This window comes from Lentzea sp. (assembly GCF_036380075.1).
In the GTDB taxonomy this organism is placed as follows: Bacteria; Actinomycetota; Actinomycetes; order Mycobacteriales; family Pseudonocardiaceae; genus Lentzea.
Map to the genome: position 1 here is coordinate 50,145 of NZ_DASVFL010000032.1, position 24,936 is coordinate 75,080.

Below are 24,936 nucleotides of genomic sequence, written 5' to 3' on the forward strand. Positions count from 1 at the left end.
TTGTGGCTCCTGATTGCCAAAGGGGTTCCAGCAGGGGATACGGATGATCAGGAGCCACAGGGCGGGCCGCGCCGCCGATTCGCCCGCGACACGTCCAGGAAGTGCGCGTTCTGGACGTACGGCGTGCTGGTGAACGTCCGCACCGGCCGGGTGGCGGGCAGCGGCGTGAGCCTGCGGGGGATCAGGCGGGTGACGGCGGCGAACAGCCTGAACAGGGCGTTCTCGGCGTGGAACAGCAGCAGTCCGGTGAGCACCGCGGCGACGAGGTGCGCCGCGAACATCGGCCAGGTCAGCGTGTTCGTGTGCTCGTGGCTGACCCAGGTCAGCAACAGGTGCTGGGCGAGCTGGGCCGTGCCGAGCCCGGCCATGACCGAGAGCTTCCCGGTGCGCTTGTCGGCCAGGGACGCCGCCGCGAACGCGATCAGCACCACCAGCGGGAGCGCGTGGACGAACTCGGACAGCTCGCCGCCACCCAGCCCGTGGGCGGCGATGGTGAGCGCGGCGGACGTCAACGCGAGCGCGAAACCCCGCAGGGTGCGCAACTCGCTCGTCCGTGTACTCACGAGGATTGAGGGTAATCGGAGGAGTTTGGACAGGTCTACGAGCGGGTAATCGGGGCCGCATGACCGTTCAATGCGACAAGCCGGGCCGGACAGATCGCGTCGTGTTCGGCGTTGCCGCAGGTCTCACGCTTGCGTTCGTGACCTGGGGGATCGTCGGTACCGACAGCTTGGCGGCCGCTTCGAAGGCGGCGCTCGGCTGGATCATCCAGAACCTCGGCTGGGCTTTTGTGATCTCGGCCTCCGGGTTCGTCGTCTTCGCGCTGTGGCTCGCGTTCAGCCGCTACGGCAAGATCCCGCTGGGCCGCGACGACGAGAAACCCGAGTTCAAGACCGTCTCGTGGGTCGCGATGATGTTCAGCGCCGGTATGGGCATCGGGTTGATGTTCTACGGCGTCAACGAGCCGCTCACCCACTTCGTGAAGCCGCCGCCCGGCACCGAGGGCGACCCCCTCGAGACCGCGATGGCCACCACGCTCTTCCACTGGACGCTGCACCCGTGGGCGATCTACGCGATCGTCGGCATCGCGATCGCCTACAGCAGCTTCCGCCGCGGCCGTTCGTCGCTGATCAGCTCCGCGTTCGCCCCGCTGCTCGGCCGCCGCGCCGCGTCCGGCTGGGGCAGGGCCATCGACGTGATGGCGATCTTCGCGACGCTGTTCGGCTCCGCCGCCTCGCTCGGTCTCGGTGCCCTGCAGATCGGGAGCGGGCTGGAGGCGGCCGGGTGGGCCGGCAGCGTCGGCAAGGGCGTGCTCGTCGCGATCATCGCCGTGCTGACCGTGGCGTTCGTCGCGTCGGCCGTGTCCGGTGTCGCGAAGGGCATCCAGTGGCTGTCGAACATCAACATGGTGCTGGCCGTGGTGCTGGCGCTGTTCCTGTTCGTCGTCGGCCCCACGATCTTCATCCTGAACCTGGTGCCGACGGCCCTGGGCGACTACTTCCGCGAGCTCGCGAACATGGCGGGCCGGACCGCCGCCTCGGGTGGCGACGCGACGGAGACGTGGCTGTCCGGCTGGACGATCTTCTACTGGGCGTGGTGGATCTCGTGGACGCCGTTCGTCGGCATGTTCATCGCGCGCATCTCGCGCGGCCGCACGATCAAGCAGTTCGTGGCCGGCGTGATCCTGGTGCCGTCCGCCGTCTCACTGGTGTGGTTCGCGATCCTGGGCGGCACGGCGATCTTCGAACAGCGCAACGGGGTCGACCTCGCCGGTCAGTCGACGCCGGAGTCGCAGCTGTTCTCGCTGCTCGACCAGTTCCCGCTGGCGACCGTCGCCGGGATCGTGGTCATGGTCCTGGTGGCGATCTTCTTCGTGTCCGGCGCGGACGCCGCGTCGATCGTGATGGGAACGCTCTCGCAGGAGGGCACGATCGAGCCGAAGAAGCCCGTGGTGGTGTTCTGGGGCGTGCTGACCGGTGCCGTCGCGGCGGTGATGCTGCTGGTCGGCGGGTCGAACGCGCTGACGGGGCTGCAGAACCTGACCATCATCGTGGCGCTGCCGTTCATGGTCGTGATGGTCGGTCTGTGCTTCTCGCTGGCCAAGGACCTGCGGTCGGACCCGTTGATCAGGCGCGAGGAACGCGTCGCCGAGGTCATGGAGGAGGTCACCGCCCACCTCGACCCCGGTCAGGTGGTCGAGGAGGCGGCGGTGAAGGCTGTGGCCGAGGTGACGGGGAAGACCCCGCAGGTCAGCGCGAAGACCGAAGAGGTCAGCGCACGTTCAGACGCCTGAGCAGTTCCTGCTCCAGCATCTCCAGATCAGTCCCGACGGCCCGGTGCGCTGCTTTGCGCCGGGCCGTCGGCATGCGTTCGGACGCGCGCACGGCCGCGAGCAGCTGGGTGAGGCGGGCCTCGGTCTTCGAAACCCAATCGGAATCAGACGTCCGCAGGGTCTCGAGCGACTCCGAGAAACCGACGATCCGCGCGTGCAGCCGGGCGCCGTAACCGGAGTACTTGCCGATGTCGGCGACGTCGATGCCGAGCCTGCGCGCCCGGTACCGGTCGTACTGCTCGCTCAAAACCCCAGCTCCGCGGGCGATCACCGGGGCCAGCACCGGAATGAGCGCGGGAGCCACCACCTTCGCGACACCGACCAGGTTCTTCGCTCGGCCGGGCGTGAATCCGGCCTTCGCTTTGCGCGCCATTCGGGTACTCCTCCTCCGTTACGTGAAACTTACTGTGCAGGTTGCTGACACATCCCCTCGACGCGCGACATACGCTGCATCCTGTGACTTCCCAGGTGCAGCTAGACGCCGGCGTGGTCACTCGTTGTCGGCGGCGGGTGCACCTCGAAAACGATCCGGAGATGCGCGACGCTCCCAAAGCGGCGCCGGATCCGGCTTCGGAACAACGGAAAGCGGACGCGACGAACCACCGTCGCGCGGTGGCGGACGCGCTCGGCAGAATCGTCGGCTCGAACCTCTTCGAGGTGCCGAACGGTCCTGACGTGCGCAGCGCGGACCGCGAACGCGTGACGCTGGCCGCGATGGAGATGGGGGCGCCCTACATCTGGGGCGCCGCACTTCCGCGCGACCCGCGTGGCGGTCGCCGCGGCGGAATCGACCTGCTGGTCAAGGACACCACCGGGTACGTGCCGGTGCTCGTGGTCCGGCACAAGATCACCGACCCCGGCCACGGCGCCCGCACGAGCCCGTTGACCATGCCGCTGCCCGACGGCAGCCGCTCCGACCCGTTGCGCAAAGTCCGTCCCCAGCCCCGCGACCAGCTCAGGCTGGCCCACGCCCAGCGCCAGCTCCAGGCCGCCGGCTACGCCCGCAGCGGCCGCGCGACCGGCGGCGTGATCGGCATGGACGCGGACGTCGTGCTGTGGCACGACCTCGAAGCCCCGACGTGGCCCGGCGGCCGCACGGCGCTGGCCGAGTACGACGCCCGGTTCTCCGACCGGCTCTCCGTCGCGTTGGCGGCGGCGAACCAGAACGAGCCGCTGGCGCGCCCGTCCCGGATCGTCGACTGCAAGACCTGCCCGTGGTGGCCCACCTGCGACAGCGAGCTCAAGCAGGGCAGGGACGTCAGCCTCGTCGTGCGCGGCGAGGACGCGGTGGCGTTGCGCAAGGCCGGTATGTCCACTGTGGACGAGCTGGCCGCGCGGGACCCCCTGGCGGAGGGCCCGATCCAGCTCGTCGGCATGCCGTTCGGCGACGCGGTCGTGCTGGCCAGGGCGTGGCTGCGCGACCTGACCCTGGTGCGCCGAGTGCCGCAGATGAACGTGCCGCGCGCCGACGTCGAGATCGACGTCGACATGGAGAGCTTCGGCGACCTGGGCGCGTACATGTGGGGCTGCCTGTTGTCCGGCAAGGACATCGACGAGCCGCAGGGCTACCGCGCTTTCGTGACGTGGGACGCGCTGCCGTGCGACGACGAGGCCCGTTCGTTCGCCGAGTTCTGGACCTGGCTGACCGGCATCCGCCTGCGCGCCAAGGCACGCGGCCTGTCGTTCAAGGCCTACTGCTACAACGAGCTGGCCGAGAACCGCTGGCTGCTGGCCTCCGCGGAACGCTTCGCGGGCAAGCCCGGCATCCCGACCATCGCGCAGGTGAAGGAGTTCATCAACTCCGACGCGTGGGTCGACCTGTTCGGCATCGTCCGCGAGCAGTTCCTGTGCGCCCACGGCAAGGGCCTGAAGATCATCGCCCCGGTGGCGGGGTTCTCCTGGCGCGACCCGGAGGCGGGCGGCGAGAACTCGATGCGCTGGTACCGGGCGGCCGTGGGGCTCAACGGGGACGCGCTGGAGGTCGGTCAGCGGCAGCGGTTGCTGGAGTACAACGAGGACGACGTCCGGGCCACCCACCGCCTGCGCGAGTGGATGACCTCGGACGCCATGGACCGCCTGCCGTACGCGGGTGATCTCTAGCGGGGAGCCATGCGGAGAGCGCCGTCCATCCGGATGACCTCTCCGTTCAGGTAGTCGTGCTCCACGATCGACACCGCGAGCTGCGCGTACTCGGAGGGCTGTGCGAGGCGCTTCGGGAACGGCACCCCGGCCGCCAGCCCGGCGCGGAACTCGTCGGACACCGTGGCGAGCATCGGGGTGTCGACGATGCCGGGGGCGATGGTCAGCACGCGGATGCCCACGCTCGACAGGTCGCGCGCGGCCGGGAGGGTCATGCCCACGACGCCGCCCTTGGACGAGGCGTAGGCGACCTGGCCGATCTGGCCGTCGAACGCGGCGATCGAGGCGGTGTTGATGATGACGCCGCGGGCGCCGTGCTCCAGCTCCTCGGTCTTGCCCATGGCGGCGGCGGCCAGGCGCAGCACGTTGAAGGTGCCGATGAGGTTGACCTCGACGACCTTGCGGTAGAGGTCGAGGTCGTGCGGGCCGGACTTGCCGACGGTGCGGGTCGACGGGCCGATGCCCGCGCAGTTCACCGTGATGCGCAGCGGGGCGCCGGAGCCGGCCGCGGTGTCGACGGCGGCCTGGACCTCTTCGCCCGAGGTCACGTCCGCGGGCAGGTAGGTGACGTTCTCGACCGCCTCGGCCTTCTCGATGGCGCCGGGCAGGTCGAGCGCGAACACCTGCGCTCCCCGCGCCGCCAGCGCACGTGCGGTCGCACCGCCGAGACCGGACGCGCCACCGGTGACGATGGCCGCGGTACCCGAGATCTCCATGCCTTCACCTTCCTCGAAGCGAGCTGCTCGCGAGGAGGTTAACGCTCGTTACCTCGAACTCAACGGTCGGACCAGTGGAGAAGCGCCACCAGGGGCACCGCCGCCACGAACGCGAGGCCGATGAAGATGGTCGCGATCATCAGAATTCCCATGCCTTGAACTGTGCCGTTCGAACGTGTTCGAAACATCGCCCGCGCCGGTAGACCTCTGGGAGGAGATGCGTCACGGTCGGCTACGACCAAAGTCGTACGGCGCTCTCAGGGTGACGTCCGGGTGCGACGTGCACGGGTCGCGCTGCTCCGTTCGGACGTGGGGCATGCGTCACTCGGAGTGACGCAATTTAGTTAGCGTCGCATACCTTTGTGGGGTGTTCACCACGCGCCCCGAACTCGTCGGCACCTTCGGCATGGTCGCTTCGACCCACTGGCTGGCCTCCGCGGCCGCCATGGCCGTCCTCGAGGACGGCGGCAACGCCTTCGACGGGGCCGTTGCCGCCGGGTTCGTCCTCCAGGTCGTGGAACCGCACCTCAACGGCCCCGGCGGTGAGGTCCCGATCATCTTCGCGCCCGCCGGTGGCAACCCGCGCGTGCTGAACGGGCAGGGCGTCGCGCCCGCCGGAGCGACGATCGAGCACTACGCCGGGCTGGGCCTGGACCTCGTGCCCGGCAGCGGGCTGCTGGCCGCGACCGTGCCCGGCGCCTGGGACGGCTGGCTCACGCTGCTGCGCGACCACGGCACCAAGACGTTGCGCGAGGTGCTCGACAAGGCGATCGGTTACGCGCGCGACGGGTTCCCGCTCGTCGAGCGGGCCGTCCACACGATCTCGCTGGTCCAGGACCTCTTCCGCGACCACTGGCCCACGTCCGCCGCGCAGTGGATGCCCGGTGGCGTCCTGCCGGCTCCCGGTGGCCGGTTCCGGAACACGAAGCTCGCCGACACCTGGGAGTGGCTGCTCGCCGCCGGTGAGGCCGCCGGCTCCGACCGCGAGGCGCAGATCGAGGCCGCGCGCCGGGCCTGGTCGCAGGGGTTCGTGGCCGCGCAGGTCGACGAGTTCGTCCGCACCGAGTTCCGCGACGACTCCGGACGCGACCACGCCGGGGTGCTGACCGGTGTCGACATGGCGGGCTGGGAGGCGTCGTACGAGGACGCCCTGATCGTCGACTTCGACGAGTGGTCGCTCGTCAAGGCCGGGGCCTGGACGCAGGGACCCGTTCTGGCGCAGCAGCTCCGGCTGCTGGAGGGCTACGACCTGTCCTATGTGGACGGCAAGCCCACCGCCGAGACGATCCACCTGGCCGTCGAGGCCGCGAAGCTCGCGTTCGCCGACCGCGAGGCCTGGTACGGCGACGTCAGCGACGTCCCGCTGGAGACCCTCGTCTCGCGCGCCTACGCCGACGAACGCCGCAAGCTGATCTCCGACACCGCGTCGCCGGAGCTGCGGCCGGGCTCGCCGAACGGCCGCGAACCGTTGCTGCCCCAGCGCGTCCTGCGTGGCGCCTCGGCCGGACCGCTCGATGCGACAGGCGCGATCGGTGAGCCGACGGTCGAACGGACCGGCGCGATGCGCGGCGACACGGTGCACGTGGACGTCGTCGACCGCTGGGGCAACATGGTCTCCGCGACCCCGTCCGGCGGCTGGCTGCAGTCGTCGCCGACGATCCCGTCGCTCGGCTTCTGCCTCGGTAGCCGCGCCCAGATGTTCTGGCTGGACAAGGGTCTGCCGAACTCGCTGGCACCGGGCAAGCGCCCGCGGATCACGCTGTCGCCGTCGATGGCGCTGCGCAACGGCGAGGCGGCGCTGGCGTTCGGCACGCCCGGTGGCGACCAGCAGGACCAGTGGCAGCTCGGCTTCTGGCTCGCGCACCGGGCGGGGATGAACCTGCAGGAGGCGATCGACTCGCCGATGTGGCACTCGAACGCGTTCCCGAGCTCGTTCTACCCGCGCGCCTGGACGCCGGGGGAACTGGTCGTCGAGTCACGCGCCGGGGTGGACGTCCTGGCTGCGTTGCGTGCGCGTGGCCACCAGGTCGTGGACGCCGGCGAGTGGACCCTCGGCCGGATGTCGGCCGTGGCGAGGGACTCCGCGGACGGACTCCTGCGCGCCGGCGCCAACGCGCGCGGTGCGCAGGGCTACGCGGCGGGCCGGTAGTGCGCGGCGGGCCGCTGGTCAGCCGCCGGTGATCCCGTCGCCCAGGCGGTCGGCGAAGGTGTTCACAGCGGTCTTGCCGGCGAAGTCAGCGGCACCGGCAATCGTCTCGACGCCGCCGGCCAGCTTGTCGGCCCCGCCGACGAGGTCCTGCGTGGACGGGCTCGCGCTCGCGGTGCCCGTCATCGCGGCGATCGCGCCCGCCGCGAGGCCGACGGTGGCGACGATCTTCTTGATGCTCACGGCGTTGCGCTCCTCGGTGGTGTGCCGGAAAAGAGGAACGGCGCCCGGTTCGAGGGGGAGGGAACCGGGCGCCGCCCCAGCCAGGAAGTGCTGGTCGGATCAGATGTCAGCGTGCGCGAAGCCGTTCCACGGCCCCTCGGGCTGGTCGTAGCCGAGCAGCGTGGCGACCGGCAGACCGGAGCCGCCGGCGTCGACGTTCTCCACGAGCGCGGTGACGTCACCGTCCTGCTCGTTGAGGGCCTGGATCTTGCCGTTGACGTCCGAGGTGTCGATCTTCGCGAGGTCGCCCACGGTCGCGACGTCACCGAGCTGACCACCCAGGTCCGGCATCGTGTGCGCGGTGGCGTCGACGGTGTCGGCGTGCGCGACACCACCCAGGCCGAGCATGACGGTGGCGCTGCCGAGGGCCACGGCGGCCCCCGCGACGGTCTTCCTGAGGTTCATGGGCGCGAACGTCCCGTGTTCGGGCCCTCTACATCAAGCTGCGTAACTCAGGAGTGGGAACTTCTTCATCCCTTGGTGGGAGTCCACTCCATTCCGACCGTGCAAACCCGGTCCAGTGCGGCGCCTGGGCGAGGCGCTCCAACCACCCGCGCGAGCGGGCCGGAATGAGCCAGAAGGAAGCCTCGGACCGCTTGAGCTACAACGTCCCGAAGGTCAGCCGCATCGAGAACGGCCAGCTGCCGGACATCCACGCGTTGCGCGCGATGCTCAACCTCTACGGCGTCATCGGCGACGAAGAAGCGCCGTACATCGAGATGTGGATGCTCGCCAAGAAGACGGCAACGCGAACTGTGTCGAGGTTGCGCTGAACGGCTCAGCCGCGCGAGTGCGCGACTCCAAGAACCGTTCCGAATCCGTCGTCACCGCGCCCGAATGGGCAGCGTTCATCACCGCCGTGAAGCGCGGCGAGTTCGAAAAAAGATGACTAAGCGATGGCCCCAGGCGGGAGCTTCAGCTTGAACGGCAGCGTGGTCACGACCGCCAGGTCCGAAGCCGTCGCCTTCATGAGCATCGGGGCGTTGCGGGCGCCGGGCTCCGGGAGGTCGAGCAGCCGGTCGACGGCCTCGACCAACGGACCTTCGTAGATCCACACGGCCTGGGCGGGCCGGGCTGAGTCGCGCACCGCAGGTAGACGCCCTGCGCGCGCCTCGGTCTCGGACCAGAACAGGATCGAGTCGATGAACCCTCTGCGCTGTTTGAACGCCATGATGCGGTCGAGCTGCCCGGCGTCGTCCCTCAGGTGGAGGAACTGAAATCCGTTCTCGCGCAGCTCGATGACCTTGCTCAGTGCGTGGTCCATGGCGCACCTACCCCTGTGAGGTCACCTTTGGAGTGACCGTTCAGTCATACGACCCGAAAGGAATCGTACGGTACGTCGTAGTTCGTCGTAAGCAGTAGTCCGAAAGAGTTATCTCAATTGGCTGATGTTTGTGGCTGAGGGTAATCGCTCCCCTTCTTGAAGGGGGAAACGGCCAGGACGGCCGCTACGGTTCGCGTCAGGAACGCCACACCGCCCAATGTGACTAACGTCACGCTGATCCACATCTTGGCCTCCGAGTGGGTGACTTACACCCGAAGTAGACGTGTAGCACTCGCGCTCGGTTGCAGGTGGTACCGACTCGCGTTTTTGACAGAACACCTGCGAGAGATCTCACGGCTCCGTCAAACCACGACGGTTCGCGCGGCTCCTGTGCGACGATCGACTTCCTGCTGTTCGTGCTGATCAAGGACGGTTCGAGGATGTTCGTTCGCCGGGTTGCGGTGGTCGGGGCCGGCTACGTCGGGCTCACGTCGGCCGCCTGCCTCGCGTCGCTGGGGCACCAGGTCGTCTGCGCGGACATCGACGAGAAGAAGGTCGAACAGCTCCGCAAGGCCGAGGTGCAGATCTTCGAACCCGGCCTGCCCGAGCTGGTCCAGGAAGGACTGGCCGCGGGGCGCCTGGAGTTCGTCGTCGGCGTGCGCAACGCCGTCGAGGACGCCGAGGTCGTCTTCCTCTGCGTGCCGACGCCGATGGGCGAGGGCGGCGCGGCCGACCTCAAAGCCGTCGAGGCCGCGGTCGCCGAGATGAAGGACCTGCTCGCGCCCGGCGCGGTCGTCGTCAACAAGTCGACGGTACCGGTCGGCACGGCCGCGCGCGTGCTGGAGCTGCTCGGGCGCGACGACGTGTTCGTCGCCAGCAACCCGGAGTTCCTGCGCGAGGGCAGCGCGGTCAGGGACTTCATGCACCCGGACCGGATCGTCGTGGGCTCCGACGCCCAGAACGCCGCCGAGCGGGTGTCCGCGCTCTACGCCCGGCTGGGCGCGCCGACGGTCCTCATGGACGCCGCCAGCGCCGAGCTCGTGAAGTACAGCGCCAACTGCTTCCTCGCGATGAAGCTCAGCTACGTCAACGCGATGGCCGAGCTGTGCGAACGGCTCGGCGCGGACATCGCCAACGTCACCGAGGGCATGGGCTTCGACCAGCGCATCGGGCAGTCGTTCCTGCAGCCCGGACCCGGCTGGGGCGGGTCGTGCCTGCCGAAGGACACCCACGCGCTGCTCCAGATCGCCGAGGCCGCGGGCCACGAGTTCGAGCTGCTCAGCGCCACGATCAACACCAACGAGAAGCAGAGCCGGCTGATCATCAGCAAGGTCGCGAACGCCGTCGGCGGCGACCTCAGGGGCAAGAAGCTCGGGCTGCTCGGGCTCGCGTTCAAGGCGGGCACGAACGACCTGCGCGACTCGCCGGCGTTGAAGATCGCGGGGATGCTCAAGGCCGAGGGCGCGGAGCTCGTCGCGTACGACCCGGCGATCCCGCAGCAGGTCGAGGGCGTCACGGACGACGTGACGGTGGTCGACGACGTGCAGCAGGCAGCGAAGGACGCGAACGCCCTGGTCGTGCTGACCGAGTGGCCGCAGTTCCGCTCGCTCGACTGGGCGGCGCTCGCCGGGACGATGACCGGTCAGGTCGTGGTGGACACCCGCAACCTGCTCGACGTCGACGTGCTGACGCGCGCCGGCCTCACGTCACACGGAGTCGGCCGATAGGGCCGAGCTGGCCGAGTACCACTCGATCGTCTTCGTCAGGCCGTCGCGCAGGGCGACCTGGGGTTCCCAGCCCAGCAGCTCCCGCGCGCGGCTGATGTCCGGCTTGCGCTGGGTCGGGTCGTCGGTCGGCAGGTCCGAGTACTCCAGGCTGACCGAGACACCGGTCAGGTCGCCGACGACCTGCGCCAGCTCCAGCACGGTGATCTCGACCGGGTTGCCGAGGTTGACCGGGCCGAACTCGCCCTTGCGGTCCGCGAGCGCGAAGATGCCGCGGACCAGGTCGCCGACGTAGCAGAAGCTGCGAGTCTGCTTGCCCGTGCCGTAGACGGTCAACGGCTTGCCGCTCAACGCCTGGTGCACGAAGTTCGAGACCACGCGGCCGTCCGTCGCGTGCAGACGCGGGCCGTAGGTGTTGAAGATGCGCACGATGCCGACGTCGAGCAGGCCCATGCGGTGGTACGCGCCGAGCATGGCCTCCGCGTAGCGCTTGGACTCGTCGTAGACGCTGCGCGGGCCGATCGGGTTGACGTTGCCCCAGTACTCCTCGGGCTGCGGGTGCACCTGCGGCTCGCCGTAGACCTCGCTGGTCGACGCCTGGATCAGCCGCGCGCCCTTCGCGATCGCCAGCTCGGCGACCTTCTTCATGCCGGTCGAGCCGACCTCCAGCGTCTCCAGCGGACGCTCCAGGAACTTCGGCGGCGACGCGGGGGAGGCGAAGTTCAGCACGAGGTCGACGGGACCCTCGACGGTCCACTCACCGCAGATGTCGGCCTCGATGAACTCGAAGCGCGGCTCGTCGGCGTACCTCGTCACGTTCGCCGTGAGCCCGGAGGAGAAGTCGTCCACGACCACGACCGACCAGCCGCGGTCGAGCACCGCGTCTACCAGGTGCGATCCGATGAACCCTGCACCACCGGTGACCACTGCGCGCATGGCGTGAACCAACCCCTCCCCCAGGACGACTGACACGTTCGAGTGAAACCTAGGCTACGAGCAGTCATGGCCTAGGCGTTGTGCGCATCCCAGTTGCTGAGCCACACGTCACGTGCCTCGCGCTCGCTGCGGATGCTCGACAGCCAATCAGCGAGCACGTCGACCTGCAGTTCGAGCGCGCCGGACATGAGGCGCGGGCAGCTCTCCCGGACGGCGTCGAAGCCCGCGTCCTGCGAGATGTTGGTGAGGCTGAGCATCGAGGTCGCCGACTGCCGATAACGGCCGACGATCGTCTGCACGTGTGCTGCGTGTCCACCGCTCTCGGCTACCCGGCACCAGAGCTCGTAGTCCTCCCACCCGTGCAGGCGGCGGTCGAGCGTGTAACCCTCGAGCTTCTTGAGCGCGGAAGCCTTGATCAACGCCATCGCGTCGATGTAGTTGCCGTAGCGCAGCCGCCACGGCTCCCACGGCCACACGCCCATCAACCCGACCGGGCCGGTCGAGTCGAACCGCTGGAGCACGCCGTACGCGAACGACGCGTCCGGTTCGGCGTCGATCGCGGCCACCAGGCGTTCGAGACCCGTCGGCACGATCGCGTTGTCCGAGTCGAGCACGAACACGAGCTCGCCGCGGGCGTGCTTGAACGCCTCGTTGCGCGAGCGCGGCAGACCGCGGTTGACCGGGTGCCGCACCAGCGTGACGGGGACGTGCGGGCTGCGGTCCATCCACCGGCGCACGGTCTCGTTCGAGCCGTCGTTGGAGCAGTCGTCGACGACGATGATCTCCAGGTCGCCGTACGTGCCGGACGCGGCGGACTCCAGCGCCTCCACGACGTACGGTTCGTGGTTGTACAGCGCCATGATCACCGAGACGCGCGGCGTGCGGCGGTCCCACGCGGGCGTGCGGTGGTCGATCACCGGCGTCGGGTCGATCGTCGGATCGGTCGAGACGCGCCGGCGCAGGTCGATGATGTCGAGGCGGATCTCGCGGATCGCCTGGCGCACCGCGTCGATGCTCTCCGGCTCGCGCTCCCACGACGGCGTGATCTTCTGCCGGAACGGCTGCGTGCGGCTCGGGCCGAGCTTCAGCTCGTGGCCCTCGTGCGACCTGCGCAGGTCCTGCGCCACCGACACGAGCTTCTCGACACCGGCGGAGAACGGGTTCTCCTTGATCAGCGCGTAAGCGTTGCGGCGCAACGCGTTCAGCCTGTCCTGGTCCTCCAGCAACGCGGCCAGCGCGTGCGGCATGGTGGACAGCGCCGAGAACACCAGGTGCTCGTCGTGCCGGAACGGCTCGGTGTGCAACGACGTCTCGGACAGCATCACCGCGCCGCAGTGGGCGGCCTCGGCGGCGCGCAGCCACTCGAAGTACGCCTCGTCGGCCTGGTGGATGTTGACGAGGACCTTGGTGCCCGCCAACAGCTCCCGCTTGCGGTCGCCCGTGACGAACGCGGCGTGGTCGCCGGTGTTTGGGGCCGCGTTGTCCGAGAGGATCAGGCGGCTGCGGCGCGACCACAGCTGCCGGCCGATCTTCGAGAGAGCGTGCTCACGACGTGGCGTCGCGCAGCCCATGAAGAGCACGTCGAGCTCGTGCGAGTCGGCGTCCGGGACGAACTTGTCCCAGGTGGGCGTCCAGCCGAACTGGAGGTGCTCCGCGGCGATGCCCTGGGCCTGGTAGCGCTTCACCGACAGCGTGCTGAAGTCGAAGACGGCGCCGAGCTTGTGTCCGTAGTAGACGTTCGTGTCGAAGTGCGACGACGACGGCTGCTCGGCGGTGATGCCGATGCAGCGCTTCGCGAGGCGCGGGTCCTCGAGGAACTGGCCGCCCTCCAGCACCGCGTACTCGTGCGTGGGCAGCAGGACGAAGACGTCCTCCGGTTCGGTGTCCACCACGGACGTGACGACGTCGGCCGTCACGCCGAGCCGCGTGGCCTCGTCGACGATCGTGTCGGCCAGCTCGTGGAAGAACGCGTTCTGGAACCGCGACTGGACGACCCGCAGGCGCAGATCAGGCATTCTTGCCGCCCTTGAGCGCGCCGGAGGCCTTGCGCAGCGGGGCCGTGACGCGCCACGACGTCGAGCGCTCCAGGTCCGCGATCTTGTCCTGCAGCGTGGTGCGCCAGTGCAGGTGCTGGCGGATCTCCTCGTCCAGCCTGCGGTTGAGGCGGTCGTTGTCGCGCGCGTACTCGGCGAGCAGCGTCGTGGCCTCGTCGAGCGCGGTGAGGCGTTCGGCGGCCTTGGCCAGCTCGGTGTACTCGTTCTTCAGGTCGTGCAGCTCCTGCGCGACCACGTACTCGCGGCGGCGCGACTCGTCCAGCTCGGCGAGGGCCTTGCCCAGCGCCTCCTCCAGACCGGTCGCGACGGACTCGGCGCGCTCGCGGGCGGCCTTCTGCTCGTCGGCGAACTGGAGGCTGCGCTCCAGCTGGTCGGTCGCGGGGTCGGCCTCGGTGACGACCTGGCTCAGCGGGTGCCGTGCCGTGCCGCCCTTCGCCCGCGTCCTCGTAGCGGCCGTGATCGCGGCCTGGAGGTGGCTGACCAGGGAGTCCTCGGAGTAGTGCTGCTCGACCCACGCGCGGTAGGAGCGGCGTTCCTCGACGGAGGGCTCCTGCGCGAACACCGCGGCGGTCTTCTCGACGATCGCGAGCACGTCGGCGTCCTCGACGGCGTGCGTGCCGGGCGCCTCGAACAGCTCGGCGCCACCGCCCGCGGGATAGCCGATGACGACGCAGCCGGCGGACAGCGCCTCCGCGACGGGCAGGCCGAAGCCCTCGTCACGGCCGAGCGCGACGAACACCGACGCGTCCGCGAGCTCGTCGGCGATCCGCTGCTCGCTGACGTCGTCGAGCGAGACGACCTCGACGTCCGCGAACCGCTTGTCGTTCTTGAACAGCGCGCTCAGCACGGCGGCCTCGCGCGGGCGCTTGCGGGGGAGCAGCACGATCTTGCGCTTGCGCTCCTCGGCGAAGCGGTACAGCCCGGTGTCGATCACGTACGGCACCAGGTGCACCTTGAGCTTGGGGTGCAACGCGGTCAGCACGCCGACGCTCACCTTGGAGCCGGCCCACACCTGCGGCGCGGGCTTCCACGCAGGGTAGTCGGCACCGCTGAAGTTGTCGTAGGTGTAGTAGTGGTTCTGGTTGAAGACGACCTTGCGCACGCCGGGGGCCGGGTCGAACCCGTCCAGCACCATCACCTCGGGCACGACCAGCACGTCGTCCGGGCCCAGCTCGCAGGTCTCACCGGTGATCACGGGCGCGGCCGAGGAGAACCAGCCGGCCTGGAAGCCCTCGGCGAGGTGCCACACCTTGGCGTCGAAGCCGGTGCGCTCGGCGAGCTCCGCGTGCCGGTACATCGCGCGCACGCCGCCCGAAGGCTCGGCGACGTCCGGGACTACGTACACGACCTGGCGAGTCATGGTCGACATCAATCCCCTCGTGGGTCTGGCATAGCCTGTCGCCGTCGAACGGAGGACAAGCGGTGACGATCCTGGTTACCGGCGGTGCGGGTTACGTCGGCTCGCACGTCGTGCACGCACTCGCCGAAGCCGGGCGCGGCGTCGTCGTGGTGGACGACATGCGCACGGGCTCGCCCGAGGCCGTACCGTCCGGCACCCCCGTACACCCTATCGACGTCACCGACACGGCGAAGCTCGAACAGGTCATTCGGGAGCACGGTGTGACGGCGTGCATCCACCTGGCGGGACTGAAGAACCCCGGTGAGTCCATGAAGGACCCCGGCCTCTACTTCCACAACAACGCGACGGGCACGTTGTCCGTGCTGAACGCGTTGGTGGCAACGGGTGTCCGCGATCTGGTGTTCTCGTCGTCCTGTTCGGTCTACGGCGCCGCGGAGACGTTGCCGATCACCGAAGACAGCCCGTTGCAGCCCATCAGCCCGTACGGCCACAGCAAGCTCGTCGGCGAACGGATGATCGAGGCGTACGGGAACGCGCACGGCCTGCGCTGGATGTCGTTGCGCTACTTCAACGCGGCCGGAGCGGCGCTCGACGGCAGCATCGGCGAGGACTGGGGCCCGACGCACAACCTGGTGCCACTGCTGGCGAAAGCCGCTTTGGGAGCGCGTCCACCGGTGACGTTGTTCGGCAGCGACTACCCGACCGAGGACGGCACCGCCGTGCGGGACTACACGCACGTGGTCGACCTGGCCGAGGCGCACGTCCTGGCGCTGGGACACCTGCGGAGCGGCGGCGCGTCGGCCGCGCTGAACCTGGGGACGGGCACCGGCTACTCGGTGCTGCAGGTCGTGAAGGGTCTGGAGGAGGTTGCGGGTCGTCCGTTGCCGGTGACCTTCGGCGACCGGAGGCCGGGGGACCCGCCCGTGGTGTGGGCGGATCCGGCCCGTGCCTTCGAGGTGCTGGGCTGGCGTGCCAGGCTCGGTCTGCCCGAGATCCTCGCCACCGCGTGGCGGTGGCACGCCAGCACCGCTCACTTGGCGGGGTAGTTCTTGTCGATCGCGGTGACGACCTTCTCGGCACCGGCGTCCATCGCGGCCTTCGTCTTGCCGCGGACCTCGACCCGGACCAGCGACTTGTTCGAGACGTAGAAGATGCGCGAGTCGAACGGCGCGTCCGGCACGTCGGTCGCCTTCTCCGACACCATCGACGGCAGCTGCTTCGGACCGGCCGTGGCCGCGAAGCCGTAGCCCTTCTGGAGCTCGGCGAGCGCGTCGGCGGCGGTCTTGGCCGTCGCGCCGTCCTTGCAGGTGAAGACGTGGACCTGGGTGAACCAGTCGTCCGCGAAGAGCACCTGGGACATGCCCTCCTCAGCGCCGCACGTGGTCAGCAGAGCCGCCTCGTCCGGGCTGAACTGCGACTTCTCCTTCGACGCCTTCTCCACGGTCACCGGACCGGTGTTGGCGGCGTCGACCTTGCCCGCCAGACCGTTGAGCGGCAGCTTGGGACCGGCGCTCGACGACGTGGTGGGCGGAGTCGTCGTGGTGCTGGTGGCCGTGTTGTTCGTCGAGTTGGACTTGCTGCCGGCCGTGAACCACCAGATGCCGCCACCGATCAGCGCGAGCACCAGCACGACGCCGATGATCGCGAAGATCTTGCCCTTGCCCCCGCCGCCACCGGACTCGTCGAAGACCTCGGGACCGTGGCTCCAGCTGGGCGGCTGGTTGATCTGGTCGAAGTCACCGCCGAGCCAGGGCGGCGGCGCCGACTGTTGCTGCTGCTGGGGCTGCCCCCAGCCACCCTGCTGCGGCTGGACGGGCGTGACGAACTGCGTGCGTTCCGCGTCGCCACCACCGCCGCCGCCGCCGCGCGGGCTCCCCGGGACCACCTGCGTGGCGTCGGGGTTCGGGTTCTGCTGCTGGGGCGGTTGCTGCTGAGGCGGCTGCCCCTGGACGTTCACGACCTGGGTGCGGTCCGAGGTGTTGGGCGGCTGCGCCTCCCACTTGAACGGCGGGGCAAAAGGCCCGCTCTGAGGATTCTGGGCGGGCCCACCGCCGGCCGACCCGGAGAGGACCTCGTCCCGGCGGCGTCGGTAGTCGTCAGCCGAGATCCGACCAGAGGCGAGTTCGTTGTCGAGCTTCTGCAGCTCGTCTTGCCAGGTCACCCCTGGCACCCCCTTCCGCGCGAACATGAGACTCGGACATTGTGCCCGTGCCCATATATCCGTTCGTGCTGGCCTCTCAAGTCGTGACCTGGTTGTGGCGCTTCACACCGGCACTTTGGCCGCATGGGCTGGTTCTCGCGGGGAAAGCCGCAGGTGACGGCCGTGCTAACCCGGTCGGGCGGAGCCGTTGCGGGTGTCGCCTTCCCACGCGGTGTTCTCCGGCCGCCCGCTCCAGCCGCCCTGCCCGTCCGATCATCGGACCGCTGTGTTCGGGATGGGTGTGTCAGTCGGGGTAAAGGACCCTGACCAGTCTGTCTTCGTCAGCTAATCACCCCAAAGAGAACCTTTCACCTGTGTATATAGCATTGATGCTATGATCTGGGTACTGTCGAGTTGGAGCCCGAAGTTCGGGCCTGGCTTGAAGCACTGACCATCGTCCAGTTTGCGACCGCTGCGTTCTATGTGGACTTGCTGGCCCAGGAGGGTGCGCACCTGGGGGAGCCGTATTCGCGTCAGCTGCACGGGAAGTTGCGAGAGCTGCGGTTCTACTTGGACGGCAACGCAGTGCGAGTCACTTACTGGATCGCCAGTGAGCGGAGGATCGTGCTGCTGACTGTTTTTCGCAAGACGCGGATGCGTGAGAGTCAAGAGGTAGCTCGCGCGCGCCGTGCGCTCGCGCGGTGTATTGATCAAATGCACACCGTGGACGAGTACGACGGGAAGTGGTGACGATGGCCGACTGGCAGCAACTCCGTGACCGGCGAATGGCCGAACCAGGAGCTGATGAGGCTTATGACGCCGCCCGCATCGCGTTCGAGCTCGGACGTTCGGTCCGGGAGATCCGCGAGGAACGCGGCTGGAGCCAAGCACAACTGGCTGAGGCGGCCGGGATGACGCAGTCAGCCGTGGCGAGGTTCGAGGCAGGGGGCACGATCCCCACAATCCCGGTGCTGGAACGACTTGCGCATGCTCTCAACTTGGAACTGGTGGTGCGCCTCTCACCGAGGTCAGCCGCCTGAGCGGCTCGGTGCGGCTCACCGAAGGTGCATCAGCAGAAGATGATTCCGCACGGCCGCGTCGTCGTGGTCGTCGTCGTAGTGGTGGTCGTCGGCCGCGGACGCGTGGTCGTAGTAGTGGGAGCCGGCGCCTGCGTCGTGGTGGTCGTAACCGCGGTCGTCGTCTTGGTCGTAGTGGTAGTCGTTGCCTTGGAAGAAGAAGACGGCGCGGACGACGAGCTCGACGACACTGACAGTGATGTCGTCTCAGATGGCGTCGGGAGCAGTGAAGGCGTGTTGATGAGCGAGACGCGCGCCCTGTTGTCGCCCTCCGGCGTCGCCGGATCGCTTGACGCGAGCGAGCCGACAAGTGGTGCCAGCACGTAAAACGCGGCTACCACGGCACCGAGGAGCGCCCCCGTTGCGAGCCGACCCGGCCCACTCATCGCCGCCAACACTCGGCTTACCTATCTCGTTCACTCGATTGGGTCAAGCAGTACGAGCGTTTTCTACTCAATCACGTATTGATGCAGTGTGCGGCGAATACGCGGTGTGACCAGAAAACAAGGCGTCAACCGGGAAACTGTTCGGCCGCCGATACGAGCAGGCCCCAATCTCCCTCAGGCAAGGTCCGCAAACGGTCCAGCAGGGCGGACATCCTGGCCAGTAACTGCGGGTAATCGGACCAGAAGGAGTGATCTACTCTCAGTAGAGCCGCCAGCAGGTCGCCGGGGTAGAGGGCGAACGAGCGCAGCGGGTCGCGTTCGACGTGTTCCAGCGCCAGCAGGGCGGTCACGTCGAGGCCCACCTGGTGCGTGACCAGCAGGTGCAGCGACGTCGGTGTCAGCTGGCCGACCGGCAGGTCCCGCAACGCGCACAGGTCGCGGTACAGCTGGGTGGACGACGCGTCCGGCCGCAGCCAGTCGTCGTCGATCAGGTGCGCGAGCGTGCGGTCCCGGTCCACACGCACATCGTCCCGGTAAGGGGAAGCCCTAACGAGCCGAGAGAGGCAACGGTTCGGCATTGGGTGACTGCCAGCCGACGCGGACGAGCACCTCGCCCTCGTGCAGCAGCGGCTGCGACGCCAGGCCCCACACGGTCGATGCCAGCAGCACGGCGCTCACGGCCTCGCCCAAGCGCAGGCGGTCCTCGCCGATCAGGCGCAGCAGCACGCCGCCGCGCCGGGCCACCAGTTCCAGGTCGCAGTTCTCGGCCCTGGCCGCGTGCAGCAGCCAGGTCAGCGCCGAGTCCGGCACGTCGTCGGGCAGGTAGGGGCGCGGGTCCGCGCGGCGCAGCGAGATCGCCGCCGCGGAAGCCACCTCGCACGAGAACGGGTCCAGCTCCCAGCGCGGGTGCACGGACGCGACCTGACCTTCGGGTGCCTCGCCACGTAGTACGTGGCAGTCCCAGCCCATGGCCGACAGTGCGACTCGCACGTGGTGAAGAACGGCTCCACACGCGAGGAGTGCCGTCTGGTCCGTGCGCGTCGTCAGGAGTTCGAGGCATTCCTTGCCATTGCGCCATCGCCACGGCGGCACGATGCCGAACGACGGAGCTCGCGCGGCGAGCTTCAGGACTTCCTCGACGGTTCCCGCGTCTGGTGTGCGCACGCTGGTCCTCATTCGGACCACGCTGCGCCCGGACGGCTGCACGGAGGTTGCGTCACGACTGCGCGGCCGCGACCACCGCCGCCACGGTCATCGCCGCGCCGCGGGCGAAGTGCTCGTCGAAGGCCTCGTCGCCCAGCGCCTGCCGGCACGACGTCACGCACTGGTCGTGCGACGCCGCGAAGTTCGCGGAACCGAACAGCGGCAACCCCACGGACCGCCACACCCGATCGGCCCCGCCCAGCAGCAGCGCGGCGTGCGTCGCGGAGCCCGTGGCCACCGCGATCAGCGCGAGCACCTCCACCGACACCGCGATGCCCAGCAGGTCGTCGAAGCTCTCCTTGATGCGCAACGAAGACGTGGCCAGCTCACGGGCCTCGGCGAAGTCACCGCGTCCCACCGCCACGAACGCCAGGACGTACAACGCGTACGCGCGCGCCCACAGCTCACCGTTCTCCTCGCACAACGCCCGTGCCTCGGCGCAGATAGCCGTCGCACGCTCGTAGTCGCCACCGAACGCCACGGTCATCGCCAACGCCACGCGCGCCATGATCACGTTGCTGTCGAGGTGCCCCAACGCGGCGTGCCGTCGGTCGGCCTCGGCCAGCAACGATGCGGCCAGCGGCAGGTCGTCCTCGAACACCGCCGCCGCACCTTGGACATAAGTCGCATAGACGTCGGCGTCTTCGTCGTCCAACAACAACGCCTCGGCACGGCACGCTTGCAGCAGTGCGGGCACCGCGGCCCGGTTGCCCTGCACCGTTGCCACGTACCCCGCGACCCACAACGCCTTGCAGCGCGCCCGCGAAGGTTCGGTCTCCAGCGACAACGCCCAGCTCAGCCAGTGCCTGCCCTCGGCTAGCCTGCCGCAGCCGACCCACTGGAACCACAGCGTCGCCGCCAGCCGCAGGCCCACCTCGGCCTCGCCGGGAGTCGTCAGCGAGTACTCCAGCGCCGCACGGAGGTTGCCGCGTTCGGCCGTCATCACACCGACGGTCGCGGCCTGCCGTGGCGTGAACCAGGCCCGTTCGCCTTGCACGGCAACACCGGCGTAGTAGTCGCGATGCCGCAGCCGCAGCCGTGCTTCCTCATCGCTGGCACGTAATCGCGTCTGCCCGTACTGGCGCATGGTCTCCAGCAGCCGATAGCGAGCCACGCCCGCGTGCTCTTCGCGTTGCAGCACGGACTTGTCGACCAGTCCGTCGACCGCGTCGAACATGAAGTCCGCCGTCAGCGCGTCGTCGGAGCACACGGCCTCGGCGGCGGTGAGGTCGAAACTGCCGGCGAACACCGACGCGCGCGCCCACAGCAGCTGCTCGCGCGGCGAGCAGAGGTCGAAGCTCCAGTCCATCGTCGCGATCAGGGTCTGGTGCTGCGGCAACGCGTTGCGCCCGCCGTCGGTCAGCACCTTGAACCGGTCGTCGAGGCGCTCCAGCAGTTGCGCCGGCGTCAGGGCGCGCACGCGCAGCGCCGCCATCTCGATCGCCAACGGGATCCCGTCCAGCCGACGGCACAGGTCCGCGACGGCCTGCTCGTTCGCGCCCGTGATGACGAACGAGCCGGGGATCGCGGCGTCGGCGCGTTGAGCGAACAACGTCGCCGCGGGATACGGCACGGACAAAGGCGCCACGGACAACACTTGCTCGCCATAGACCCGTAGCGCGCGACGGGACGTGGCGATCACACGCAGCCGTGGCGCGACACGCAGCAGCGTGTCGACCAAGACCGCACAGTGGTCGACGACGTGTTCGCAGTTATCCAGCACCAGCAACGCATCGCGGTCGGCGAGGAAGTCGGTGAGCACGGTCAGCTGTCCGCGTCCGGTCTGGTCGACGACCCCCAGCGCCTCGGCGACGGTGTGCGGGACCAGCGCCCGGTCACGCAACGCGGCCAGCTCCACCAGCCACACGCCGTCCGGCGGCTGCTCACCGCGCGCCACGTGCACAGCGAGCCGCGTCTTGCCCACGCCCCCGACGCCGATGAGCGTGACCAGCCGGTGCTTCCGGACGAGACCCGCGAGCTGCTCGGCCTCCGGCCGGTCGACGAAGCTCGAACGGTCGGCGGGCAGGTTGCCGCGGACCGGAACCGGCGGGCGTTCGACCAGGTCGAGCCGGGGATCGGCGGTCAGGACGGCCTGTTCGAGGTCGCGCAGCCGGGTGCCGGGCTCGATGCCCAGCTCGTCGACCAGGACGCCGCGCGCCCGGTGGAACGCGGCCAGCGCCTCCGCCTGCCTGCCGCACCGGTAGAGCGCGATCATCAGCTGCTCCCACAGCCGTTCGCGGAACGGGTGCTGCTCGACCAGCGAGCTCACCAGCGGCGCCACGGCGGCGTGCTCGCCGAGCGCCAGCGACGCGTCCATCAGGTCCTCGGTCGCGCCCAGCCGCAGCTCGGTGAGCCGCGCGGACTCGCTGCGCGCCCACTCGCCGGGCCGGCAGTCCACGAGAGGGTCGCCCGTCCACAACGCGAGAGCTTCGCGCAGCATCCGTGCGGACTCCGCGGGTTCGTCACTACGACGTGCTGCTGCGACGAGCGCCTCGAACCGTGCGACGTCCACGTGGTCCGCGGAGGCGTTGAACACGTACCCCGGCTCGCGGGTGGTGATCAGCTCGCCCAGCCCGGCGTCCCGGATCTGGCCGCGCAGCCGGGCGAGGAGGCTGTGCAGGGTCTTCGTGGCGGTGGCGGGCACCTCGTCCGACCACAGGGCGTCCACGAGCGCGCTCCTCGGCACCGTCTCGCCGGGGTTGACGGCGAGGCGGGCCACCAGGGTCCGCTGTCCCGCGCTGCTGAGCTGCACCGCTCCGTTCGGACCGGTGAGTTCGAGCGGTCCGAGCAGCCGGATGATCACGTTTTTGTCGTCCTGTCGTCAGCCCCCGACAAAGGCTGGAACCGCGACAACAGATACCAGTCGCACGCGGTCCGAGGACCGGTACGCGACGACGTCACCCCAACGGCCGTGCGCCCAATGGCTGACCGGCCGGGTCCACACGGCGGCGGGCCGCTGCGCTGAGCAGCCCGCCGGCAGCGCGGTCAGACGAGAGCGGCGTCCAGCGTGATGTTCTCGACGGCCGCGAGCGCCTTGGAGACCGGGCAGTTCGCCTTGGCGCCCTCGGCGGCCGCGACGAAGTCCTCCTGGGACAGGCCCGGCACGGAGGCGCGCACCGTGAGGTGGATGCCGAGGATGCCCTGGCCGGCCTGGAACTTCACCTCGGCCTTGGTGTCGATCGAGGTGGGCGGCGTGCCCGCGCCGGTGAGGCCGTGCGAGAGCGCCATCGAGTAGCAGGCCGAGTGCGCCGCGGCGATGAGCTCCTCGGGGCTGGTCTTGCCACCGGCCTCCTCGGCGCGCGCCTTCCAGTCGATGTCGAAGTTGCCGCTGTTGGAGGTGGAGAGGGCGACGTTGCCCTTGCCCTCGACGAGGGAACCTTCCCAGTGCGCGTTTGCCGTCTGAGTGATGGCCATGATCTCCAGGTCCTTGTCGAACGAGCTCGATCAGGTTGATGCGAGCGGCTGGCCCCACCCTTTCACGGGTGGGCCGGGAGATCACCTCGAAGAGCCTGAGAATCACCTGGCGGGAACTGGAAGGGTTGCCGTGTGGACATCCTGTTGCCTCCTCGCCTCCGCGCGGGCGACCGCGTTCGTCTGGTGTCGCCGGCCAGTTTCCCGAGCGAGGAGGACCTCGCAGAGTCGGTGCAGGTGCTGGAGAGCTGGGGACTCGTCGTCGAGATCGGCGAGCACGCGCTGGACCGCCACGGCTACATGGCGGGCCGTGACGACGACAGGTTGGCCGATCTGAACGACGCCTATCGCGATCCCGGGGTGCGGGCGTTGTTCGCCGCCCGCGGTGGTGCCGGCGCCTACCGCATCGCCGACGCCCTCGACTTCGCCGCCGTGCGCTCCGACCCCAAGCCGTTGGTCGGCTTCAGCGACATCACCAACCTGCACCTGGCGCTGTGGCGGCACTGCCGTATCGCCGGGGTTCACGGCTCCCTGTCCGGCGACCGCTCGGCCGCCTCGACCCGCGCGCTGCTGATGGAGCCCGGACCGACCGTGCTGCACCGGGACGAGGACGCGCTCACCGCGGCCGTCCGCGTTCCCGGGACGGCGAGGGGGAACGTCGTCGGCGGGCACCTCGGCACCCTCGCCTGGTCCGTCGGTGCCGGACTGCCGAGCCTGGACGGCGCGATCCTGTTCGTCGAGGCGCCGCGAGCGGTCGGGCTGGGCCACGTCGACCGGCAGCTGACGCAACTGGCGCGGTCGGGCTCCATACAGGGCCTGCGCGGCGTCGCACTCGGCCGGTTCCCGGGCTTCGAGGACTACACCGACCGCGGCTGGACCGTCCTCGACGTGCTGCGCGACCAGCTGGAGCGGTGGGGCGTGCCGGTCGTCGGCGGCATCGACGTGGGCCACGGCGACGACCCGCTGTCCGTGCCGCTGGGACCGGTCGCGGAACTGGACGCCGACGCGGGCACCCTCACCGTTCAGCCGGCAGTTCGCTGATCGCGGGGGCTTGGGGGTCGTCCCCCCAAAATCATGGCGAAACGAAAAGGCCCATGCTCTCCATGAGCATGGGCCTTCCCGAGTGGAGCGGATGACGAGACTCGAACTCGCGACCCTCACCTTGGCAAGGTGATGCGCTACCAACTGCGCTACATCCGCACTGCCTTACGGGAGAGAACTATACAGCAGCTCTAAACGGCGTCCTGCGAGGGGGGTTGTAAACCCGCCAGCAGTTGATCTACCTCGGACAACTGCTCCTTCGGCCACCGCCACTCCCACAGCGAGCGGACCTTGGCCAGGACGTCGACCGGCAGCCACGCCGCCACCTCCTCGCGGAGGTCCCAGTCGTCGAACACGTGCTCGTAGAAGCTGACCAGTGCCGCGTTCTCCAGGAACTGCTCCGGCTGGTGGAAGCACCAGTGCGCGAAGCCGTACGCGCGGCGCAGCACGTCGTCGTCCTGGTCGCGGTGCGCTTCCATCGCCAGCTGCGACAGCTCGGAGAAGAAGACGTGGCAGGACCACTCCTCGGTCTCGGCGACAGCACGAAGTTCCGGCACGAGAGCCGAGGCGCGTTCTCGCCAGTCCACCACGGGGGTGACGATAGTCGCTCGATCTTGCGGGGCCGACCGTCCGACGCCCACCTGTGACCGTCTCGTCACCGGATGCGTTGCGCTGAACAGCCCACTACTAACGGATGGTCTTGTATATCGACCTGTTCTCATCCCG

The 24,936-nt window shown here is 69.2% G+C and carries 26 protein-coding genes and 1 tRNA gene; 11 read left to right on the forward strand and 16 right to left on the reverse strand.

The annotated features are described in order from the left end of the window. Positions 1-47: 47 nt before the first annotated feature. Positions 48-563: a hypothetical protein gene (locus tag VF330_RS03830; RefSeq protein ID WP_330850072.1), complete on the reverse strand. Its 516-nt coding sequence runs from the start codon at positions 561-563 to the stop codon at positions 48-50. A gap of 59 nt (positions 564-622) precedes the next feature. On the opposite strand from VF330_RS03830, the gene VF330_RS03835 reads away from it, so the two are divergent. Continuing rightward, positions 623-2,293, forward strand: a complete 1,671-nt coding sequence (locus VF330_RS03835) for a BCCT family transporter (RefSeq protein WP_330850073.1) — start codon at positions 623-625, stop codon at positions 2,291-2,293. On the opposite strand, the gene VF330_RS03840 is transcribed toward VF330_RS03835, so the two are convergent. Further along, a complete protein-coding gene (locus tag VF330_RS03840) occupies positions 2,271-2,705 on the reverse strand; it encodes a DUF6474 family protein (RefSeq protein WP_330850074.1) in 435 nt (144 codons plus the stop codon). The genes VF330_RS03835 and VF330_RS03840 overlap by 23 nt on opposite strands. An 83-nt stretch (positions 2,706-2,788) precedes the next feature. Here VF330_RS03840 and VF330_RS03845 point away from each other — a divergent pair, with 83 nt between their 5' ends. After that, positions 2,789-4,432: a TM0106 family RecB-like putative nuclease gene (locus VF330_RS03845; RefSeq protein ID WP_330850075.1), complete on the forward strand. Its 1,644-nt coding sequence runs from the start codon at positions 2,789-2,791 to the stop codon at positions 4,430-4,432. Here the strand turns inward: VF330_RS03845 and VF330_RS03850 are convergent. Continuing rightward, positions 4,429-5,187 carry an SDR family NAD(P)-dependent oxidoreductase gene (locus tag VF330_RS03850; protein ID WP_330850076.1) on the reverse strand — a complete coding sequence of 253 codons (759 nt, stop codon included), beginning with the start codon at positions 5,185-5,187 and terminating at the stop codon, positions 4,429-4,431. The two genes, VF330_RS03845 and VF330_RS03850, sit on opposite strands and share 4 nt — an antisense overlap. 367 nt (positions 5,188-5,554) lie before the next feature. Between VF330_RS03850 and VF330_RS03855 the strand changes: the two genes are divergently transcribed. Further along, positions 5,555-7,336, forward strand: a complete 1,782-nt coding sequence (locus tag VF330_RS03855; protein ID WP_330850077.1) for a gamma-glutamyltransferase family protein — start codon at positions 5,555-5,557, stop codon at positions 7,334-7,336. Between the two features lie 18 nt (positions 7,337-7,354). On the opposite strand, the gene VF330_RS03860 is transcribed toward VF330_RS03855, so the two are convergent. Both VF330_RS03860 and VF330_RS03865 read right to left on the reverse strand, forming a co-directional pair. Next, a complete protein-coding gene (locus VF330_RS03860) occupies positions 7,355-7,576 on the reverse strand; it encodes a hypothetical protein (protein WP_330850078.1) in 222 nt (73 codons plus the stop codon). A 99-nt stretch (positions 7,577-7,675) separates the two neighbouring features. Then, complete coding sequence (locus VF330_RS03865) at positions 7,676-8,020, reverse strand: hypothetical protein (RefSeq protein WP_330850079.1); 345 nt, start codon at positions 8,018-8,020, stop codon at positions 7,676-7,678. Positions 8,021-8,073: 53 nt separating this feature from the next. Between VF330_RS03865 and VF330_RS03870 the strand changes: the two genes are divergently transcribed. After that, positions 8,074-8,388: a helix-turn-helix transcriptional regulator gene (locus tag VF330_RS03870; RefSeq protein ID WP_330850080.1), complete on the forward strand. Its 315-nt coding sequence runs from the start codon at positions 8,074-8,076 to the stop codon at positions 8,386-8,388. A gap of 17 nt (positions 8,389-8,405) precedes the next feature. Further along, on the forward strand, positions 8,406-8,504 hold the full coding sequence (locus VF330_RS42035; protein WP_414675331.1) for a DUF397 domain-containing protein: 99 nt from the start codon (positions 8,406-8,408) through the stop codon (positions 8,502-8,504). Here VF330_RS42035 and VF330_RS03875 read toward each other — a convergent pair whose 3' ends face one another. After that, positions 8,505-8,879 (reverse strand): hypothetical protein, encoded by a 375-nt coding sequence (locus tag VF330_RS03875; RefSeq protein ID WP_319967199.1) that lies wholly within the window; start codon positions 8,877-8,879, stop codon positions 8,505-8,507. 440 nt (positions 8,880-9,319) lie between these two features. On the opposite strand from VF330_RS03875, the gene VF330_RS03880 reads away from it, so the two are divergent. Continuing rightward, the gene (locus VF330_RS03880) at positions 9,320-10,606 is read left to right on the forward strand and encodes a UDP-glucose/GDP-mannose dehydrogenase family protein (protein WP_330850081.1); all 1,287 of its coding nucleotides are present in this window, start codon (positions 9,320-9,322) and stop codon (positions 10,604-10,606) included. Here the strand turns inward: VF330_RS03880 and VF330_RS03885 are convergent. From VF330_RS03885 to VF330_RS03895, 3 genes are all read right to left on the reverse strand, one after another. Beyond that, positions 10,586-11,539, reverse strand: a complete 954-nt coding sequence (locus VF330_RS03885) for a UDP-glucuronic acid decarboxylase family protein (RefSeq protein WP_330850082.1) — start codon at positions 11,537-11,539, stop codon at positions 10,586-10,588. The two genes, VF330_RS03880 and VF330_RS03885, sit on opposite strands and share 21 nt — an antisense overlap. Before the next feature lie 71 nt (positions 11,540-11,610). After that, positions 11,611-13,554, reverse strand: a complete 1,944-nt coding sequence (locus VF330_RS03890) for a glycosyltransferase (protein ID WP_330850083.1) — start codon at positions 13,552-13,554, stop codon at positions 11,611-11,613. Further along, the gene (locus tag VF330_RS03895) at positions 13,547-14,962 is read right to left on the reverse strand and encodes a glycosyltransferase (protein WP_330850084.1); all 1,416 of its coding nucleotides are present in this window, start codon (positions 14,960-14,962) and stop codon (positions 13,547-13,549) included. Before VF330_RS03895 ends, VF330_RS03890 begins: the two co-directional genes overlap by 8 nt. 53 nt (positions 14,963-15,015) lie before the next feature. On the opposite strand from VF330_RS03895, the gene galE reads away from it, so the two are divergent. Further along, complete coding sequence (gene galE, locus VF330_RS03900; protein ID WP_330850085.1) at positions 15,016-15,999, forward strand: UDP-glucose 4-epimerase GalE; 984 nt, start codon at positions 15,016-15,018, stop codon at positions 15,997-15,999. Here galE and VF330_RS03905 read toward each other — a convergent pair. After that, positions 15,984-17,114 (reverse strand): hypothetical protein, encoded by a 1,131-nt coding sequence (locus VF330_RS03905; protein ID WP_330850086.1) that lies wholly within the window; start codon positions 17,112-17,114, stop codon positions 15,984-15,986. The two genes, galE and VF330_RS03905, sit on opposite strands and share 16 nt — an antisense overlap. 393 nt (positions 17,115-17,507) lie before the next feature. Between VF330_RS03905 and VF330_RS03910 the strand changes: the two genes are divergently transcribed. The 3 genes from VF330_RS03910 to VF330_RS03920 are packed head-to-tail and all read left to right on the forward strand — an operon-like array spanning position 17,508 to position 18,496. Further along, entirely contained in the window at positions 17,508-17,843 is a 336-nt protein-coding gene (locus VF330_RS03910) for a type II toxin-antitoxin system RelE/ParE family toxin (protein ID WP_330850087.1), read from the forward strand. 2 nt (positions 17,844-17,845) lie between these two features. Further along, positions 17,846-18,133, forward strand: a complete 288-nt coding sequence (locus VF330_RS03915; protein WP_330850088.1) for a helix-turn-helix transcriptional regulator — start codon at positions 17,846-17,848, stop codon at positions 18,131-18,133. 39 nt (positions 18,134-18,172) lie between these two features. Beyond that, positions 18,173-18,496, forward strand: a complete 324-nt coding sequence (locus VF330_RS03920; protein WP_330850089.1) for a hypothetical protein — start codon at positions 18,173-18,175, stop codon at positions 18,494-18,496. 184 nt (positions 18,497-18,680) lie between these two features. Here the strand turns inward: VF330_RS03920 and VF330_RS03925 are convergent, their stop codons facing one another. From VF330_RS03925 to VF330_RS03940, 4 genes are all read right to left on the reverse strand, one after another. Continuing rightward, positions 18,681-19,073, reverse strand: a complete 393-nt coding sequence (locus VF330_RS03925) for a contact-dependent growth inhibition system immunity protein (protein WP_330850090.1) — start codon at positions 19,071-19,073, stop codon at positions 18,681-18,683. A gap of 28 nt (positions 19,074-19,101) precedes the next feature. After that, positions 19,102-19,719, reverse strand: a complete 618-nt coding sequence (locus tag VF330_RS03930) for a hypothetical protein (RefSeq protein WP_330850091.1) — start codon at positions 19,717-19,719, stop codon at positions 19,102-19,104. 52 nt (positions 19,720-19,771) lie between these two features. Continuing rightward, complete coding sequence (locus tag VF330_RS03935) at positions 19,772-22,561, reverse strand: BTAD domain-containing putative transcriptional regulator (RefSeq protein WP_330850092.1); 2,790 nt, start codon at positions 22,559-22,561, stop codon at positions 19,772-19,774. Positions 22,562-22,743: 182 nt separating this feature from the next. Next, positions 22,744-23,172 (reverse strand): OsmC family peroxiredoxin, encoded by a 429-nt coding sequence (locus VF330_RS03940; protein WP_330850093.1) that lies wholly within the window; start codon positions 23,170-23,172, stop codon positions 22,744-22,746. Positions 23,173-23,304: 132 nt separating this feature from the next. On the opposite strand from VF330_RS03940, the gene VF330_RS03945 reads away from it, so the two are divergent. Next, entirely contained in the window at positions 23,305-24,210 is a 906-nt protein-coding gene (locus VF330_RS03945) for an LD-carboxypeptidase (protein ID WP_330850094.1), read from the forward strand. 83 nt (positions 24,211-24,293) lie between these two features. Here the strand turns inward: VF330_RS03945 and VF330_RS03950 are convergent. After that, positions 24,294-24,369 (reverse strand) — tRNA-Gly (locus VF330_RS03950). Positions 24,370-24,401: 32 nt separating this feature from the next. Then, a complete protein-coding gene (locus tag VF330_RS03955; RefSeq protein ID WP_330850095.1) occupies positions 24,402-24,800 on the reverse strand; it encodes a DUF7674 family protein in 399 nt (132 codons plus the stop codon). Positions 24,801-24,936: the final 136 nt, after the last annotated feature.